Source organism: Streptomyces sp. NPDC127114, from assembly GCF_042677525.1.
Classification (GTDB): domain Bacteria; phylum Actinomycetota; class Actinomycetes; order Streptomycetales; family Streptomycetaceae; genus Streptomyces.
The window spans coordinates 62,326-78,192 of sequence record NZ_JBHXTJ010000008.1 but is presented as its reverse complement, the minus strand read 5'-3'; the positions used below and the strand labels follow the sequence as shown (position 1 = coordinate 78,192).

At 74.1% G+C, this 15,867-nt stretch carries 15 protein-coding genes; 7 read left to right on the top strand and 8 right to left on the bottom strand.

The features are described 5' to 3' along the window. Positions 1-11 precede the first annotated feature (11 nt). From ACFVGS_RS10965 to ACFVGS_RS10955, 3 genes are all read left to right on the top strand, one after another. A complete protein-coding gene (locus tag ACFVGS_RS10965; protein WP_384417343.1) occupies positions 12-692 on the top strand; it encodes a response regulator in 681 nt (226 codons plus the stop codon). Positions 693-882: 190 nt separating this feature from the next. After that, positions 883-1,863, top strand: coding sequence for an alpha/beta hydrolase (locus ACFVGS_RS10960; protein WP_385692262.1), 981 nt, complete (start codon positions 883-885; stop codon positions 1,861-1,863). Beyond that, complete coding sequence (locus tag ACFVGS_RS10955) at positions 1,860-3,065, top strand: acyltransferase (RefSeq protein ID WP_385692260.1); 1,206 nt, start codon at positions 1,860-1,862, stop codon at positions 3,063-3,065. The genes ACFVGS_RS10960 and ACFVGS_RS10955 overlap by 4 nt, the downstream gene beginning before the upstream one ends. Positions 3,066-3,523: 458 nt before the next feature. On the opposite strand, the gene ACFVGS_RS10950 is transcribed toward ACFVGS_RS10955, so the two are convergent. Both ACFVGS_RS10950 and ACFVGS_RS10945 read right to left on the bottom strand, forming a co-directional pair. Then, a complete protein-coding gene (locus ACFVGS_RS10950; protein WP_384417350.1) occupies positions 3,524-4,564 on the bottom strand; it encodes an aldo/keto reductase in 1,041 nt (346 codons plus the stop codon). Further along, entirely contained in the window at positions 4,561-5,001 is a 441-nt protein-coding gene (locus ACFVGS_RS10945; RefSeq protein ID WP_384417353.1) for a MerR family transcriptional regulator, read from the bottom strand. Before ACFVGS_RS10945 ends, ACFVGS_RS10950 begins: the two co-directional genes overlap by 4 nt. A 52-nt stretch (positions 5,002-5,053) precedes the next feature. Here ACFVGS_RS10945 and ACFVGS_RS10940 point away from each other — a divergent pair, with 52 nt between their 5' ends. After that, positions 5,054-5,896 carry a serine hydrolase domain-containing protein gene (locus ACFVGS_RS10940; RefSeq protein ID WP_384417356.1) on the top strand — a complete coding sequence of 281 codons (843 nt, stop codon included), beginning with the start codon at positions 5,054-5,056 and terminating at the stop codon, positions 5,894-5,896. A gap of 214 nt (positions 5,897-6,110) precedes the next feature. On the opposite strand, the gene ACFVGS_RS10935 is transcribed toward ACFVGS_RS10940, so the two are convergent. From ACFVGS_RS10935 to ACFVGS_RS10915, 5 genes are all read right to left on the bottom strand, one after another. Further along, entirely contained in the window at positions 6,111-6,704 is a 594-nt protein-coding gene (locus ACFVGS_RS10935; RefSeq protein ID WP_384417359.1) for a hypothetical protein, read from the bottom strand. Continuing rightward, entirely contained in the window at positions 6,701-8,164 is a 1,464-nt protein-coding gene (locus ACFVGS_RS10930; RefSeq protein WP_385692257.1) for an ATP-binding protein, read from the bottom strand. Before ACFVGS_RS10930 ends, ACFVGS_RS10935 begins: the two co-directional genes overlap by 4 nt. An 8-nt stretch (positions 8,165-8,172) precedes the next feature. Beyond that, complete coding sequence (locus ACFVGS_RS10925; protein WP_384417364.1) at positions 8,173-8,859, bottom strand: response regulator; 687 nt, start codon at positions 8,857-8,859, stop codon at positions 8,173-8,175. Between the two features lie 79 nt (positions 8,860-8,938). Beyond that, positions 8,939-10,750, bottom strand: coding sequence for a murein biosynthesis integral membrane protein MurJ (gene murJ, locus ACFVGS_RS10920; RefSeq protein ID WP_385692255.1), 1,812 nt, complete (start codon positions 10,748-10,750; stop codon positions 8,939-8,941). Beyond that, positions 10,747-11,931, bottom strand: a complete 1,185-nt coding sequence (locus ACFVGS_RS10915) for a lipid II:glycine glycyltransferase FemX (RefSeq protein ID WP_384417369.1) — start codon at positions 11,929-11,931, stop codon at positions 10,747-10,749. Before ACFVGS_RS10915 ends, murJ begins: the two co-directional genes overlap by 4 nt. Before the next feature lie 214 nt (positions 11,932-12,145). Here ACFVGS_RS10915 and ACFVGS_RS10910 point away from each other — a divergent pair, with 214 nt between their 5' ends. Continuing rightward, on the top strand, positions 12,146-13,315 hold the full coding sequence (locus ACFVGS_RS10910) for an Ig-like domain-containing protein (RefSeq protein ID WP_385692253.1): 1,170 nt from the start codon (positions 12,146-12,148) through the stop codon (positions 13,313-13,315). Positions 13,316-13,336: 21 nt separating this feature from the next. On the opposite strand, the gene ACFVGS_RS10905 is transcribed toward ACFVGS_RS10910, so the two are convergent. After that, complete coding sequence (locus tag ACFVGS_RS10905) at positions 13,337-14,332, bottom strand: ArsR/SmtB family transcription factor (protein ID WP_385692251.1); 996 nt, start codon at positions 14,330-14,332, stop codon at positions 13,337-13,339. A 67-nt stretch (positions 14,333-14,399) separates the two neighbouring features. On the opposite strand from ACFVGS_RS10905, the gene ACFVGS_RS10900 reads away from it, so the two are divergent. Both ACFVGS_RS10900 and ACFVGS_RS10895 read left to right on the top strand, forming a co-directional pair. Then, positions 14,400-15,293 (top strand): oxidoreductase, encoded by an 894-nt coding sequence (locus ACFVGS_RS10900; protein ID WP_384417378.1) that lies wholly within the window; start codon positions 14,400-14,402, stop codon positions 15,291-15,293. Between the two features lie 40 nt (positions 15,294-15,333). Beyond that, positions 15,334-15,855, top strand: a complete 522-nt coding sequence (locus tag ACFVGS_RS10895) for a DinB family protein (RefSeq protein ID WP_384417381.1) — start codon at positions 15,334-15,336, stop codon at positions 15,853-15,855. The last annotated feature ends 12 nt before the right edge of the window (positions 15,856-15,867 follow it).

Sequence of the window (15,867 nt, the reverse complement as noted above, 5' to 3'; positions counted from 1 at the left end):
AAGGGCGCCCCGTGACCATCCGCGTGATCATCGTCGACGACCAGGCCATGGTGCGGGCGGGCTTCGCCGCCCTGCTCTCGGCGCAGACCGACATCGACGTGGTGGGCGAGGCGCCCGACGGCCGGAAGGGCGTGGAGGTGGCCCGTACGACCCACCCGGACGTGGTCCTGATGGACGTGCGGATGCCCGAGATGGACGGGCTCGCGGCGGCCCGGGAGATCCTCGACCCTCCGCCGGGCGTCGTGCACCGGCCGAAGGTCCTCATGCTCACCACCTTCGACGTGGACGACTACGTGTACGAGGCGCTGCGCGCCGGCGCCTCCGGCTTCCTCCTGAAGGACGCGCCGCCGGCCGACCTGATCGCCGCGGTGCGGGTGGTCGCGGCGGGCGAGGCGCTGCTCGCGCCCTCCGTCACGAAGCGGCTGATCGCCGACTTCGCCGCGTCCCGGCCCGCGCCGCGCGGCGACCGGGCCGCCCTGCGTCTGAACGGGCTCACCCCGCGCGAGACGGAGGTCCTGGAGCTGATCGCCCGCGGCCTGTCGAACCAGGAGATCGCCGACCACCTGGTGCTGGCCGAGCAGACCGTGAAGACCCACATCGGGCGGGTGCTCGCCAAGCTGGACCTGCGCGACCGGGCGCAGGCGGTGATCTTCGCGTACGAGTCGGGCCTGGTCACGCCGGGCGGCCAGTAGCCGGCCGGGGTCTGTCCCAGGCCCTGGGCGGGGGAAACCCCCACCCCCGTCCTGGGGCAGGCCGCTCGTCCGCCCCCTACCCCGGTATCACTTCACGGTTGGCGCCCCGGTGTGACGTGCCGTCACCCGTCCGCTTCCTACCTTCCTCTCGCTCACGACGACAGGAACAGGAACGGAAGGGAAGTGGCCGATGCACCGGTTCACGAGGACCCTGCTCGCCACCGCACTCACCGCCACCGTGATGGCGGGCACCGCGGGCTGGGCGTCCGGGAGCACCCAGCAGGCCGTGACCGGGGCGCCGGCCGGTACGGCGGCCTGGCGGGCCGACGGCCTGCCCGACCCGGAGCGGATGACGCCCGCTCAGACGGCCGCGTACTTCGACGGGTTGACGAGGGCGGAGCAGCAACGGCTGCTGCGCGAGCACCCGGACGTCGTGGGCAACCTCGACGGCGTCCCGCCCGCCCTCCGCTACGCCGCCAACTCCCGGGCGTCCGACGGCCGGTTCGCCGGACAGCAGGTGCTCGCGTACGACCCGCGGGGCCGCGGGCAGGCCGTGCTGGTCTACGGCGACCTGGTGGACGCCGAGCACGTCGCCGTGATCGTGCCCGGCTCGGACGTCGACGCCGGGAACCTCGCGCCGCTCACCCGCAAGGCCACCGCCCTGCGCGAGGCCACCGGCGGGCGGACCGCCGTCGTCGCCTGGGCCGGTTACACCACGCCCGTCGGCGTCGGTCTCGACGCCGCGTCCGCCGACCTCGCGGAGGCCGGCGCCCGGCGGCTCGTCCGCTTCGCCGACGGCCTCGCGGCCGTCGGCGCCGCCGAGCCCGCCCTGTTCTGCCACAGCTACGGCTCGGTGGTCTGCGGGCTCGCCGCGCACGAGCTCAAGGCCAGGGACCTGGTCGCCGTCGCGTCCCCGGGGATGCGCGCCGACGACGTGGCGGCGCTCGGCACCTCGGCGCGGGTGTGGGCGGCGAAGGATCCGACGGACTGGATCGACCGGGTGCCGAACGTCGAGTTCGCCGGGCTCGGCCACGGCACCGACCCGACGAGCCCCGAGTTCGGCGCGCGTGCCGTGCCGGCCGGCGACGCCCAGGGCCACGACGGCTACTTCGCGCCCGGCACCGAGTCCCTCCGTACGTTCGCCGCGATCGCCGAGGGGGAACTCCGATGAAGCAGCTGCTCGCCACGGTCGAGAAGATCGAGTCCCGCACCCCCGCCCACCGCGACCGCGCGATCGACGGGCTGCGTGCCCTCGCGCTGCTCGCCGTGCCCACCGGGCACTGGCTGCTCGGCGGGTTCACGCTCTCCGCCGACGGCGCGATCCACAACGCGAGCCCGCTGTCCGCGTTCGGCGGGCTCGCGCCGGTCAGCTGGATCCTCCAGATGCTGGGCATCTTCTTCCTGGTCGGCGGCTACGCCTCCGTCCTGTCCTTCCGCCGCCACCAGGGCTCCACCGCCGAGTGGCTGAAGGGTCGCCTGGCCCGGCTCGGGCGACCGGTGCTCGGCGTCACGGCCGTGTGGGCGGCGCTGCTGCCCCTCCTCCACCACGGCTTCGGCGTGCCGGCCGACACGCTGCGGACGGCGTCCACGCTCGTCGTCCAGCCGCTGTGGTTCGTCGGCGTGTACACGGTCGTCACCGCGCTGACGCCGTACTGCGTGCGGGCCGCGCGCCGGCTCGGCGTGTGGGCCGCGGCCCCGCTGCTCGGCTCGGTCGCCGTGGTCGACGTCCTGCGCTACGGGCCGTACGCCGACGCGATGCCGTCCTGGCTGAGCGTCCTCAACATCCTGCCGGGCTGGCTCTTCGCCTATCAGCTGGGCGTCTCCTGGGGCGAGGGCCGGGTCACCCGCCGCCACGCGTGGGGCCTGCTGCTCGGCGGCGCCGCCCTGTTGGCCGCGCTGCTCCTCCACTTCGGCTACCCGGCGTCGATGGTCGGCGTCCCCGGCGAGGCCCGCACCAACTCGCACCCGCCGTCCCTGCTGGTCCTGGCCCTCGCCGCCGCGCAGAGCGGCGCCGCGATCCTGCTGCGGAACCGGCTCGGCCGGCTGCTGCGCCGGCGCGCGCTGTGGGCGCCGGTCGTGGTGATCAACCTGTCCGCGATGACGATCCTGTGCTGGCACCAGACCGCCATGCTGGCCGCCGCGATCCCCGCCTCGTACGCGGGCGAGGTCGCCGGCCTCGTCGGGTCGCCCGACTCCGTCGGCTGGATCCTGGCCCGCCTGGCCTGGATGCCGGTGTTCGCCACCCTGCTCGTCCTCATCGGGCGCTACGCACGCGGCTTCGAGCCCCCGTGGACGCGGACGGGCGCTGCCCGCCGCGCGCTGGCGGGTGTCCTCGCGGCGGGCTTCGCGGTGTTCGCGCTGGGGCTCGCGTGAGACGGCCCCGGACTACGGAGGCCGCACTCCGGCGGCCGGACCCCGGCGGCCGGACGGCCGCGGACCGGGGCACTGGGGCTCGCGTGAGACGGCCCCGCACTCCGGCGGCCGGACTCCGGCGATCGGACCCCGGCGGCCGGACCGCCGCGGACCGGGCCAGGATCCGGGAGCATCGGCCCGGGCCGTCTCTTTCGGACCCGGCCAGGATCCGGACGGAGGGACCTAGGCCGTTTCTTTCGGATCAGGGCCGGACAGGCCGCGGCGTCTGGTGCATGGGGTCTCCCCAGGCCCGCCAGGGCCGAGGGGAAGCATCGCAAGGCGCCGGAGCGTCGCGAATGGGGTCTCCCCTGCTCGAGCGAAGCCGAGAGCTTGGGGAAGGAGCTATCGGGGCGCTTCGGCAACGCGGCGAGGTGCCGTGCCAGACGCCGCGGACCCGGCCAAGATCCGGAAGAGACGGCCTAGCCCTCCCGCGCCGCCGACGTGAAGCGCATGTCGGGGTAGCGGTCGCCGGTGACCTGCGAGGCGATCGGCTCCAGGAGGGCGAGCTCCGCGTCGCTCAGCGTGATCCGGGTGGCGGCCGCGTTCTCCAGCAGGCGGGCGCGCTTGCGGGTGCCCGGGATGGGGACGACCGTCAGGCCGTGCACGGCCGCGCGCTGCTGGACCCAGGCCAGCGCGATCTGCGCGGGCGTCGCCCCGTGGGCCTCCGCGATCGCGCGGAGCGGCTGGAGCAGGGCCGCGTTCCGCTCGGCGTTCTCGCCGTTGAAGCGCGGCTGGTGGCGGCGGAAGTCGTCGTCCGCGAGCTCCTTCGACGCGTCGGCGAACGCGCCGGTGAGGAAGCCGCGGCCCAGCGGCGAGTACGGCACGAAGGTCACGCCGAGCTCGGCCGCGGCGGGGACCGCGGTGCGCTCCACGTCCCGGGAGAACAGCGACCACTCGGACTGGAGGGCGGCGACCGGGTGGACGGCGTGCGCCTCGCGCAGCTCGGCCCCGGTGACCTCGCTCAGCCCGATGTGCCGGATCTTGCCCTCCTTCACCAGCTCGGCCATGGTGCCGACGGACTCGGCGAACGGCACGTCCGGGTCGGCGCGGTGCATGTAGTAGAGGTCGATCGTCTCGACGCCGAGCCGGCGCAGGCTGGCCTCGACCGAACGCCGGATGTACGCGGGCGAGTTGTTGACGCCGCGGTAGCGGGGGTCGTCGGCGCGCCGCTCGATGCCGAACTTGGTGGCGAGGACGATCTCGTCGCGGTGCGCGGCGACGAACGGGGCGAGGAACTCCTCGTTGGCGCCCTGCCCGTAGACGTCGGCGGTGTCGATGAGGGTGACGCCGGCCTCCAGGGCCGCGTCGAGGGTGTCGCGGGCGGCGGCCTCGTCCGTGCCTCCGTAGAACTCGCTGATGCCCATCGCGCCGAAGCCCTGGACACCGGTCTCGGGCCCGTCCGGGCCGCCGAGGCGCACGGTGTCGATCCTGCCGGTCAGCGGGGTCGTGAACGCGGTCATGAAGGGGTGCCTCCGCAGATGGTTCCGTAGTGATCGATCTTGCGGTCGAGCACGGCGAGGGCGTCCTGGAGTTCGGCGATGCGGGCGACGACGTCGTCGCGGGTGCCTTCGAGGATCGCGCGCCGCTGGTCGTGGGTGTGGGAGCCCTCCCGTACCAGCTCCGCGTACCGCACCATGTCGGCGACCGCCATGCCGGTGAGCCGCAGCTTGCCGACGAAGGCGAGCCAGTCCAGGTCGCGCCGGGTGAACCGGCGCTGGCCGGTGTGGGTCCGGTCGACGTGCGGCATCAGGCCGATCCGCTCGTACCAGCGCAGGGTGTGTGCCGACAGGCCGGTCAGGGCCGCGACCTCGCTGATGGTGAACCGCTCCTGGGAAACGGGAGCCGCCGTGGTGGTGGCCGCCGCCGTGCTCGTGCTCGTGCTCTCGATCACGCTCATGACCACCACGCTAAAAGGTTGGAGTGCACTCGAAGCAAGTAGGCTCGGCAGCATGCAGCAGAGCAGTGTGCCCGGCCTGGTGTCCCTGGCGTCGATCGAGAACTGGCCCGTCCCGACCGCGGCGGCGGCCGTCGTCCGTGCGGACGGCACCGTGGCGGGATCCCACGGCCCGACCGGGCGCCGCTTCGCGCTCGCCTCCGTCACCAAGCCGCTCGCGGCGTACGCGGTCCTCGTCGCGTACGAGGAGGGCGCGGTCGACCTCGACGAGCCGGCCGGGCCCGAGGGCGCGACCGTACGGCACCTGCTCGCCCACACCTCGGGTCTCGCCTTCGACGAGAACCGGGTGATGTCCGCGCCCGGCACCCGCCGGATCTACTCGAACACCGGCTTCGAGGTGCTCGGCGACCACGTCGCGAAGGCCACGGACATCCCCTTCGCCGAGTACCTGCACCAGGCCGTCCTGGAGCCGCTCGGCATGACCTCCACGACCTTGGAGGGCTCGCCCGCCAAGGACGGCGTGTCGACCGTCGACGACCTGGTGCGCTTCGCCGCCGAGGTGCAGGCGCCGCGGCTGCTCGACCCGCGCACGGTCCTGGACGCGATGACCGTCACGTACCCCGGGCTCACCGGGATCCTGCCGGGTTACGGGCACCAGCGGCCGAACGACTGGGGTCTCGGCTTCGAGATCCGCGACGGCAAGTCGCCCCACTGGACCGGCGCCACGTCCTCGCCGCGCACCTTCGGGCACTTCGGTCAGGCAGGCACCTTCCTGTGGATCGACCCCGACGCGCGCGCGGCGTGCGTGGCGCTGACGGACCGGCCGTTCGGGCCGTGGGCGATCGAGGCGTGGCCGCCGTTCACGGACGCGGTCCTGGCGGAGCTGCGGGCGCGCTAGGCGCGGGGCGCGGGCCCGGTCGCGCACGGAGCTGCGGGCGCGCCAGGCGCGGAGTCCCAGGCCCGGTCACGCACGGCGTCGCGGGCGCTCTCGGCGCGAAGTCCCAGGCCCGGTCGCGCACGGCGTCGCGGGCGCTCTCGGCGCGGAGTCCAAGGCCTGGTCGCGCACGGCGTCGCGGGCGCTCTCGGCGCGCGCCCGTCCCTCGTGCGAGGTCCTACTCCGGCTCGCAGCGCGTGGCCGGCAGAGGCCCGTCCGTGCCGGTGACCAGGACCGTGACCGCACCGCCGAGGCCCTCGGCGTAGGCGGTCGTGCAGACGAGCTGCTGGTGGGCGACGGCGTCGAGGTCCTGCACGCGGGTCGCGAGGCGGAGGGTCAGCACCGGGCGCCCGTCCTGGGCCCTCTGGAGCTCCGCGTGCGGCCGGCCCGCGCCGTGCAGGCTGAGCCGGGTGGTGAGCCCGGCGGCGCGTTCCCGCTCGTCCGGGCCTTCCAGCAGCGTGGCGAGCACCTTGTCGGTCGCGATCCGGTATCCGCCGTCCACCGGATGGGTGGGCCGGATGACGCGGCCGTGCTCGTCGACGAGGCTGGTCTCCCCCTCGGGCCCGACGGCCAGTCCGAGGTTGCGGGTGACCGGCATGAGCCGCCCGTCGGCGCCGACGAAGTACAGCAGCAGCTTGGTGCCACTGGTCGGCTGCACGGCGACCGTGGCCGCGCCCCCGGCCTCCACGACGTCGCTGCCCTGTATGCCGCACGCGGCGAGCACCGGCAGGCACAGTGCCGCGGCGACGGCGGCGGTCCATCGGGTTCTCACAGCGGGATCCTGACGGCGAAGACGGCGCCGCCGTCGGGACGGTTGGCGGCGACGACGGTCCCGCCGTGCAGCCGCACGTTCTCCTGGGTGATGGCCAGGCCGAGACCGCTGCCGGCGGATCGCGCCCGCGCCGCGTCGGCCTTGTAGAAGCGGTCGAAGACGTGGGGCAGCACGTGGTCCGGGATGCCCGGCCCCCGGTCGGCCACCTCCGTGACGAGCGTGTCCCCCTCGGCGTACACCCGGACCGTCACCGGCGGGCGGCCGTGCCGCAGCGCGTTGCCGACGAGGTTCGCCACGACCACGTCGAAGCGGCGCGGGTCGAGCCGGACCCGGATGCCCTCGGTGAGGGTGGCCACGATCTGCTCCGGGTCGGTCCAGTGGCGGTTGATCAGCGTCTTGCGGACGGCCTCGGCCGCGTCCACCTCGTCGGTGTGCAGCTCGGCGGCGCGCGCGTCGAAGCGCGAGATCTCCATGAGGTCCTCGACCAGGACGGCCAGTTTGCCGGTCTCCGCGCTGATCAGGCGGACCGCCCGGGCGGTGTCCGAGTCGAGCGCTCCGGCGTCCTCGTCCAGGACCTCGGTGACCGCGAGCATGCCCGCGAGCGGGGTGCGCAGCTCGTGCGAGACGTCGGAGGCGAAGCGCCGGGCGCGTGCCTCGGCCCGCCGCAGCTCGGCGACGGAACGTTCCAGCTCGGCGGCCGACTCGTTGAAGGTCCGGGCGAGGTCGGCGAGTTCGTCGCTGCCCTTGGCGTGGATACGGGTGTCCAGGCGGCCCCGGCCCATGCTGTGCGCGGCGTGCCGCAGCTCCCGCACCGGGCGCAGCACGCCCCGGGCCGCGAGCAGCGCCGGGACCAGGGCGACGAGGAGCGCGGGCAGCGCGCCGTCGCGGGCGGCGAGGACCATCGCCTCGATGTCGGCCTCCTCCTCGCCGAGGTCCATCACCGCGTACACGACGAGACCGGTGGGGCGGCTCGCGGGATAGCCGCCGCGGCCGCTGAAGACGGCGGGGACGGCGACGGTGAGGTACGGGGTGCCGTTCCTGACGACCCGCTGGAAGCTGCCGTGGGTGGTGCCGTCCGCCGTGGCGCGGCGGCGCAGTTCGGGCGTGAGGACGCTCGACTCCGGCCGGTCGGTGGACGACACGCGGAGGTCGCCGTACTCCGCGTACACCCGCCAGGGCCGTGGCTTGCCCTGCCGGGCGATGCGCTGGAGCTCGCCGCGCAGGCCTTCGGGGTCGATCGGCAGTCCGGTGTTCAGGGTCTCGACCTGCTGCCGGAAGGCGGTGACGGCGGTGTCCTGGGTCTGCTCCAGGATCGCGTTGCGGGCGGCGCGGTAGGTGAGGGCGGCGGTGGTGCCGCAGCCGACGGCGGCGACCAGGAGGAAGGCGAGGACCAGCCGGGTGCGCAGCCCGAAGGGGCGCGGCCGGCGTCTTCTCGGCGGCCGTTCGGCGTCGCCTGGCACGTGGGCCTTCACTGGAGCGGGCCGAAGCGGTAGCCGAAGCCGCGCAGGGTCTGGATGTAGCGGGGCTCGCCGGGGGTGTCCTCGATCTTGTTGCGGAGCCGCCGTACGCAGGCGTCGACGAGCCGGGCGTCGCCGTGGAAGCTGTGCTCCCAGACGTGTTCGAGGAGCTGCTGGCGGCTGAAGACCTGCTCGGGCGCGGAGGTCAGGTGCAGCAGCAGCTTCAGCTCGGAGGGGGCGAGGGCGACCCGTTCGCCGTTCTTGGCGACGGTGAGCCCGGCCCGGTCGACGGCCAGCTCGCCGTGGAACTCCACGGCGGGCCGCCCGCCGCCGGGCTCCTCGATCCGGCGCAGCACCGCGCGGATGCGGGCCTCGATGACCTCGGTGCGGGCGGGTTTGACGATGTAGTCGTCGGCGCCGGCCTCCAGGCCGACGACCACGTCGAAGTCGTCGCCGCGGGCGGTGAGCATGATGATCGGCAGCTGGCTGCCCTCCCGGACCAGCCGGCACACCTGGACGCCGTTCATGCCCGGCAGCATCAGGTCGAGCAGCAGCAGATCGGGCCGGAACTCGCGGAGGGCGGCGAGTCCCGCCTCGCCGGTCGCGGCGGTCCGCACCTCGTGCCCGCGGCGCCGGAGCCCGAGCTCGACGCCTTCGCGGACGGAGGGATCGTCTTCGATCAGCAGCACGCGTGGCATCTGTGGAGTATCCCAAGGTCGGAGCGGTGCCCCCGCCGGGGAGGGGGCCCGGCGGGGACGGGTCGGAGGGAGGGTGGCGTCAGCCCCGTCGTACGAGACGGCGGGCGCGGCCGGTGACGTTCCCGATCAGCGAGCGCACTTCGGTGAGCCGCAGCGGCCGGGCGAGCAGGGCGAACACGGCGACGATGACGACGGCGCCGGTCAGTCCCGCCGCCACGGGGCCCGCCGGGGCGCTCAGGTCGGCGGTCAGCAGGCCGAGCCCGGCGGCGGGCGCAGCCGCGGCGAGCAGTCGCACGAGCGCGAGACCGGCCCCCGCGCCTGCGGGCTCGGCGCCTGCGGCACTCGTATCTGCGGCCCGCGAGCCTGCGGGCTCGGCACCCGCCGTCTCCGGACCCGTCGCCCGCGCCCCCGGCGCCCCCGCGCCCTTGAGGCGGCGGCCGAGGACGTACGCCGTCAGTCCCCAGCCCGCCCACAGCGCGAGCGAGTAGCCGGCCGCCATGCCGGCGACGGCCCAGCGCGCGGGCAGGAAGGCGGAGGAGCCGACCGCGAGCAGCGCGTTGAGCCCGGCGATGACCAGGTTGAGCAGGAACGGGGTGCGGGTGTCCCGCATCGCGTAGAAGGCGCGGGTGCACACGTACTGGCCGGAGAGCGCGATCAGGCCGGGCGCGAGGGCCATCAGGATCCAGGCCATCGAGCGGACCGCGCCCGCGTCGGTCCGCCCGTACTGGAAGACCGTGGCCATCAGCGGGACGGCGAGCGCGAAGAGGGCGCAGGCGGCGGGGACGACGGCGGCCGCGGTGGTGCGCTGCGCGTAGGCGACGTCCCGGCGTACGGCGGCGAGGTCGCCGTCCGCCGCCGCGCCGCTCATCCGCGGCATGAGGGCGGTGACGAGGGCGACGGTGACGATGCCGTGCGGGACGGCCCACAGCAGATAGGCGTTGTTGTACGCGCTGAGCCCGGCGCCCTCGGCGCGCTGGCCGGCCGCCGTGGCGACCTTGGTCGTCACCCAGTACGCGGCCTGGTTGGTGAGGACGAGGAGCACGAGCCAGCCGGCCGCGCGCAGCGGCGCGGCGAGCCCGCTGCCACGCCAGTCGAGCCGGGGCCGCCAGCGGAAGCGGGCCGCCCGCAGCGAGGGCAGGAGCGCGAGGGCCTGGAGCGCGATGCCCGCGGTGGTGCCCCAGCCGAGGAGCGCGGTCTCTCCGGAGGTCAGGTCGCCGCCGTCGGACACGGCGAGGAAGAGCGCGAAGACGCCGATGACGACGAGGTTGTTGAGGACGGGCGTCCACATCATCGCGCCGAACCGGCCGCGCGCGTTCAGCACCTGCCCGAGCAGGGTGAAGAGGCCCAGGAAGAAGATCTGCGGCAGGCAGGAGCGGGCGAAGGCGATCGTCATGTCGCGCTGCGCGCCGGTGTAGTCGGTGTAGCCGTCGACGATCGCGGGGGCCGCGAGGACGGCGACGGCGGTCAGGACGGTGAGGGCGAGCACGCAGACGGTGAGCAGCCGGTCGGTGTAGGCGACGCCGCCGTCCTCGTGCTCCTTGGCCGCCTTGACCAGTTCGGGTACGAAGACGGCGTTGAGGGCGCCGCCGAGCAGCAGCATGTAGACGATGGTCGGCACCGAGTTGCCGACGGCGTACCCGTCGGCGACGAAGCCGGTGCCGATGGCGGCGGCGACGACCGCGGACCGTACGAAGCCGGTGGCGCGGGAGACCAGCGAGCCGGCCGCCATGAGGGCGCCGCTGCGGGCCACGGAGGGAGCGGCCTTCTCCCCGGCCGCGGCCGCGTCCCGGCTCGGGTCTACGCTCGGGCCTCCGCCCGCGTCCCCGCTCGGGTCTCCGTTCGCGTCCCCGGCCGGCTCCCCGGTGGGCGTTGCGGTGGTGCTCGCCGTCATCGGCGGGCCAGGTACGCCTGGAAGGCGCGGTACAGCGTGTGGTTGGTCGTGCCGGGCAACGGAATCTCCCACTCCCCCAGGGTCTCGACGACCTGTCCGCCGGTGCCGAGCTTCCAGCGCAGCAGCCCGTGGGCGCGGTCGTCCGGGTCGAGGGTGGAGGGTACCCCGCGCAGGTCGTAGACGTCGGCTCCGACGGCGTGGGCGTCGAGCATCATCCGCCACTGCAGGGCGTTGGACGGGCGGACCTCGCGGCGGTGGTCGGCGGAGGCGCCGGTCTGGTACCAGACCCGCCGACCGACGGTGATCATGGTGTGGGCGGCGAGGACCTCGCCCTCGTGCCGGGCGAGGTACAGCTTCATGCGTCCGGGCTGCTCCGCGTTGAGGACGGCGTACTGCCGCTCGTAGTACGCGAGGGAGCGGCCGAGCCGGAAACCGTCGCGTTCCTCGGTGATCCGCAGCAGCCGGTGGAACTCGGGCAGGTCGGCGGCCGAGCCGACGACGACCTCGACGCCGCTCTTGCGGGCCTTGCGGACGTTGCGCCGCCACTCCTGGTTGAGCCCGTTCCACAGGTCGTCGGGGCTGCGGCCGGTGAGCGGCACCTGGTACACGTGCCGGGGCTGGGCGTCGGCGCCGTCCTCGGAGTCGCCGCCGCACTTGCGCCAGCCGCGGGCGCGCAGCCGTTCGGCGACGGCGGAGCCCAGGGGGTCGACCTCGCTGGCGAGGACGTCGCCGAGGCGCCGCCCGGGTCCGGTGTGCGCCTTGAGGGTGGCGGCGGTCCAGCGCCGGTACGCGGGCCCCGGCCCGATGCGTACGGCGAAGACGCCGGAGGCCCGCAGGTGCTTCAGGAGCGGGTCGAGCCAGCCGTCGACGTCGGGGTCGGCCCAGTCGGCGACGGGACCTTCGGGCAGGTAGGCGAAGTACTTGCGGGTGCCGGGGAAGGCACGGAGCAGGACCAGGGCGACACCGGTGAGCTGCCCCGACTCGGGCCCCCAGCCGACGAGTTGGTGCGTCCAGCCGTCCTTGACCTGGGCCCAGGCGGGGAGCTGGAGGAAGCTGGGCCCGTCCGGGCCGGTGGAGCGGGTCGCGAGGAAGGCGCGGTACGCCTCGGGTGTGACCGGTCCGAGCCGCGGCGCGCGAGCGGGAGCCGGTGTGGACGCGGGCGTCACGAGCAGCGCTGACACAACGGGGAGCCTCCTTGTTCCGCCCCGTTCGGTGGTGGGGCGCACAGCAGGCTCACAGCCGGTGTTGACCGGTCCGCGCGAGGAATGTGACCGGACGATGACCGTTTCTCTTCAGCCGCCGTCACATGGCGCGGGGGCGGGGCGCGAGCGGCGCGGGGCGGCCTACAGTCCGGTTCATCCCACCTTTCCCGCTCCTCCCGCGGAGGTCTGTCCCGTGCTGCGGACACGTATACGCATATCCCTGCTCGTTCTCACGGCGGTGTCGCTGACCGCCTGTTCGGCGGCGACGGCGGACGACGCCAGGCCCCCGGCCACCGCCTCGCCGGACACCCCGGCGAAGGTCACCGTGGCTCCTCCGGCGGCCGGCCGGCCCATGACCGTGACGGCGAGCGGCGGCACCCTTGCCCGGGTGAAGGTGGTCGACGGGGAGGGCGGCGAGCTCGCGGGCCGTACCGCTGCCGGCGGGGGCACCTGGACCTCGGACCGCAAGGCCGCGCCGGGCACCTCGTACACGGTCGAGGTGACCGCGCGCAGCGCCGGCGGCAAGGAGACGACGTCCCGGTCGACGCACGCGGTCCCGGAGGCGGACACGGTCAACAAGCTGACGCTGGCGCCCGGCAAGAACACCACGGTGGGCATCGCGCAGCCGCTGTCGATCGTGTTCGACCGCCCGGTGAAGAACAAGGCGGACGTGGAACGCCAGTTGAAGGTCACGACCTCCAACGCCACCGAGGGCTCCTGGGGCTGGCTGACGGACTACTCCGGCAAGGACCGGGTCGACTGGCGGCCCAGGGAGTACTGGAAGCCGGGCACCAAGGTGACCCTGGAGGCGACGCTCGACGGCACCGACTCGGGCGGCAGCGGCGGCTGGTTCGTCCGCGACTACCGCACCGGCTTCACCGTCTCCGACCAGGCGCAGGTGGTCAAGGTCGACCTGGACACCAAGAAGCTCACCGTCCAGCGCGACGGCCGCACCGTCCGCACCATCCCGGTCTCCGGCGGCACGCCCGGCGGCGACAAGCGCTCCTGGCGGGGCACGGCCGTGCTCATGGCGAAGGAGGGCACGATCAACATGAACTCGGAGACGGTCGGCCTCGGCGACGCGTACGACAAGATGGTCGACTACTCGATGCGCCTGACCTGGTCGGGCATGTACGCCCACGCGGCCCCGTGGAACGCCGCGTACTTCGGCCGCGCGAACAAGAGCTCCGGCTGCATCGGCATGAGCACCGAACAGGCGAGGTCCTTCTACGACCTGGTCCGCCCCGGCGACCCCTTCGAGATCAAGGGCGAGGACACGAAGGGCACGGTGGCGGAGGGCAACGGCTACGGGGCGTGGAACGTGTCGTGGTCCGCCTGGCAGGCGAAGAGCGCGCTGCGATAACCGTTCGACAGGCTGTCGGCCTCAGGTGGAGGCGGCCTCCAGGAGGGTTTCGGCGGCGGCGGTGCGGGCGTAGAGGACGAAGCGGCCGGCACGGTGGGCGCTGACCAGGCCGGCGTCCCGCAGCGCGGTGAGGTACTGGGACACCGCGGCCGGTGACAGACCGGTGCGGTGGGCCAGTTCCGTCGTGGAGGCGGGCGTCTCCAGCTCGGTCAGCAGCAGGGTTCGCGAGCGGCCGAGGACGGGTGCGAGGGCGCGGGTTCCGGCGGCGGGCCGTCTCTCCCACAGCCTGCCGGTGCCCCGTGCCGGGTAGGCGAGCTGCGGCGGGTCCGGCGGTCGCACCCGGGTCCGCAGCCCGGGTCCGGTGAACGCCGAAGGAATCAGGAGCAGCCCCGCACCGGTGGAGTCACGCGGCATGTTCCGCTTGCGGCGGGCCAGCCGCAGCGCACTGCCCTGCCAGCTCACCGAGTCGTGCAGGTCGTCGAAGAGCCGGCCCGCGCCGTGCTCGGCGACCGTGCGGGCCCGGTGGTGGATGTCGGCGTCCAGGACGGCCTTCACCCGCCCCCAGTAGGGAGCCAGGGCCAGATCCCAGTACCTCTCGATCTCCTGGACGACCTTGGCGAGGCGACTTGGCGGGTCGGCGTGCAGAGCCCGCAGCCGGGGGCCGAGGTGCCCTTGGTGACGGGCGAGGTGGTCGAGGTCCTCGCGTACCCGGTCGGCGGGTGAGGCCAGGATCGCCCGCAGCTCCGCCGCCGGCGCGGGGGCCGGTCCGGCGGGGGCCGGGTTGAGGAAGTCGGGCACGTAGCCGGCGGGCGTGACCAGCTCGGCGAGCCACCCCTCGTGCAGCCCGGCGGCCACCACGCGCGGCCGCACCTGCTCGGCCCAGGGCCGGTGGACCGGATGCCCGGCGCGGGACGTCAGCAGCCGGAAACTGGGCGCGACCTCCCACATCGGAGAGACGGCGAACCGCACCTGTGCCAGGTCCCCCGCCGAGAACGCCAGCTCTGCCAGGACGACCACTCCTCGATGGATTCAGGCATGTCCGAATCAATGGCGGGCCAGCCTACCGCGCACGGATCATCCCGCCATGACCTCACAGACCATCACCGCGGCGGCGTCCGGCACCTGGAAGCTCGGCGACCGCACGGTCCACCGGATCGGCTTCGGCACGATGCGCCTCGCCCAGCACGGCGAGGCGCTCACACCCGACGCGGTCCCGCGCGACCGCGACCAGGCGGTCCGAGTGCTGCGCCGCGCGGTCGAACTCGGCGTGAACCACGTCGACACCGCCGCCTTCTACTTCTCGCCGCTGCGCTCCGCCAACGAGCTGATCAACCACGCCCTGGCCCCGTACCCGGACGACCTCGTCATCGTCACCAAGGTCGGACCGGGCCGCGACCCCTCCGGCACCTGGCTGCCCCATGCCACCCCCGGACAGCTGCGCGGCCAGGTCGAGGAGAACCTGCGGCAGCTCGGCCGCGACCACCTCGACGTGGTGAACCTGCGCATCGTCGGCACCGACTCCGTCGCCGAACGCTTCGGCGCACTCGCCGAACTGCGCGACGCCGGACTCGTCCGCCACCTGGGCCTGTCCAACATCCGCCCCCACCACCTCGCCGAGGCGCAGGCGATCGCCCCGGTCGTGTGCGTCCAGAACATGTACGGCATCGGCGCGTCGCCCGAGCAGGAGGAACTCCTGCGCCTCTGCGGAGAACAGGGCATCGCGTTCGTGCCGTTCTACTCGATCGCCGGCGAGGGACGCACGGCCGGTGCGACCGCCGACGACGGCGACGCGGTGCGGGCCATCGCCCGCGCCCGTGAGGTGAGCCCCGCCCAGGTCCGGCTGGCCTGGACGCTGCACCGCGGCCCGCACGTCCTGGCCATCCCCGGCACCGGCGACCCCGACCACCTCGCCGAGAACGTCGCCGCCGGCGCGCTGCGCCTGTCCGACGACGAACTCGCCACCCTGGCCCCGCATTAACCGTTCGACACCGCCTCGGGCCGACGGCAGACTTCCGCCGATGACTCAGACTCAACGCACCGACACGCCGCCCTCCTGGGACGAGCGCACGCAGCTGACCACCTTCCTGGACTACGCCCGCGCCACGGCGATCGCCAAGTGCGAGGGCGTGTCCGCGGAGGACGCCCGCAAGTCCCCCCTCCCCGCCTCGCCGCTGATGACGCTGTGCGGGCTGATCAGCCATCTGCGCTGGGTCGAGCACTGGTGGCTGGACGTGGTGTTCCTGGACGGCGAACTCGAAGGCCCGCTCGCCGGGGCGACCGACGACGACCCCGACCCCGAGATGCGGACGGCGGTCGACATCCCGCTGCCCCAACTCCTCGCCGAGTACGAGGAGCAGAGCGCCCGCTTCCGCCGCCTGGTCGCCGACCACGACCTGGACACGAAGGCCAAGCGCCCGATCCGCGGCGGCCTCGAGGTGGACCTCCGCTGGATCCTCCTGCACCTCATCGAGGAGACCGCCCGCCACAACGGCCACCTGGACATCATCCGCGAGCTCCTCGACGGCACTACGGGCAGCTGAACACCCCTGCGG

Coding starts and splice junctions, on each gene's coding strand:
- ACFVGS_RS10895 (WP_384417381.1), top strand. CDS start 15,334: ATGACTCAGACTCAACGCACCGACACGCCGCCCTCCTGGGACGAGCGC.
- ACFVGS_RS10950 (WP_384417350.1), bottom strand. CDS start 4,564: ATGACCGCGTTCACGACCCCGCTGACCGGCAGGATCGACACCGTGCGC.
- murJ (WP_385692255.1), bottom strand. CDS start 10,750: ATGACGGCGAGCACCACCGCAACGCCCACCGGGGAGCCGGCCGGGGAC.
- ACFVGS_RS10945 (WP_384417353.1), bottom strand. CDS start 5,001: ATGAGCGTGATCGAGAGCACGAGCACGAGCACGGCGGCGGCCACCACC.
- ACFVGS_RS10940 (WP_384417356.1), top strand. CDS start 5,054: ATGCAGCAGAGCAGTGTGCCCGGCCTGGTGTCCCTGGCGTCGATCGAG.
- ACFVGS_RS10960 (WP_385692262.1), top strand. CDS start 883: ATGCACCGGTTCACGAGGACCCTGCTCGCCACCGCACTCACCGCCACC.
- ACFVGS_RS10955 (WP_385692260.1), top strand. CDS start 1,860: ATGAAGCAGCTGCTCGCCACGGTCGAGAAGATCGAGTCCCGCACCCCC.
- ACFVGS_RS10900 (WP_384417378.1), top strand. CDS start 14,400: ATGACCTCACAGACCATCACCGCGGCGGCGTCCGGCACCTGGAAGCTC.
- ACFVGS_RS10925 (WP_384417364.1), bottom strand. CDS start 8,859: ATGCCACGCGTGCTGCTGATCGAAGACGATCCCTCCGTCCGCGAAGGC.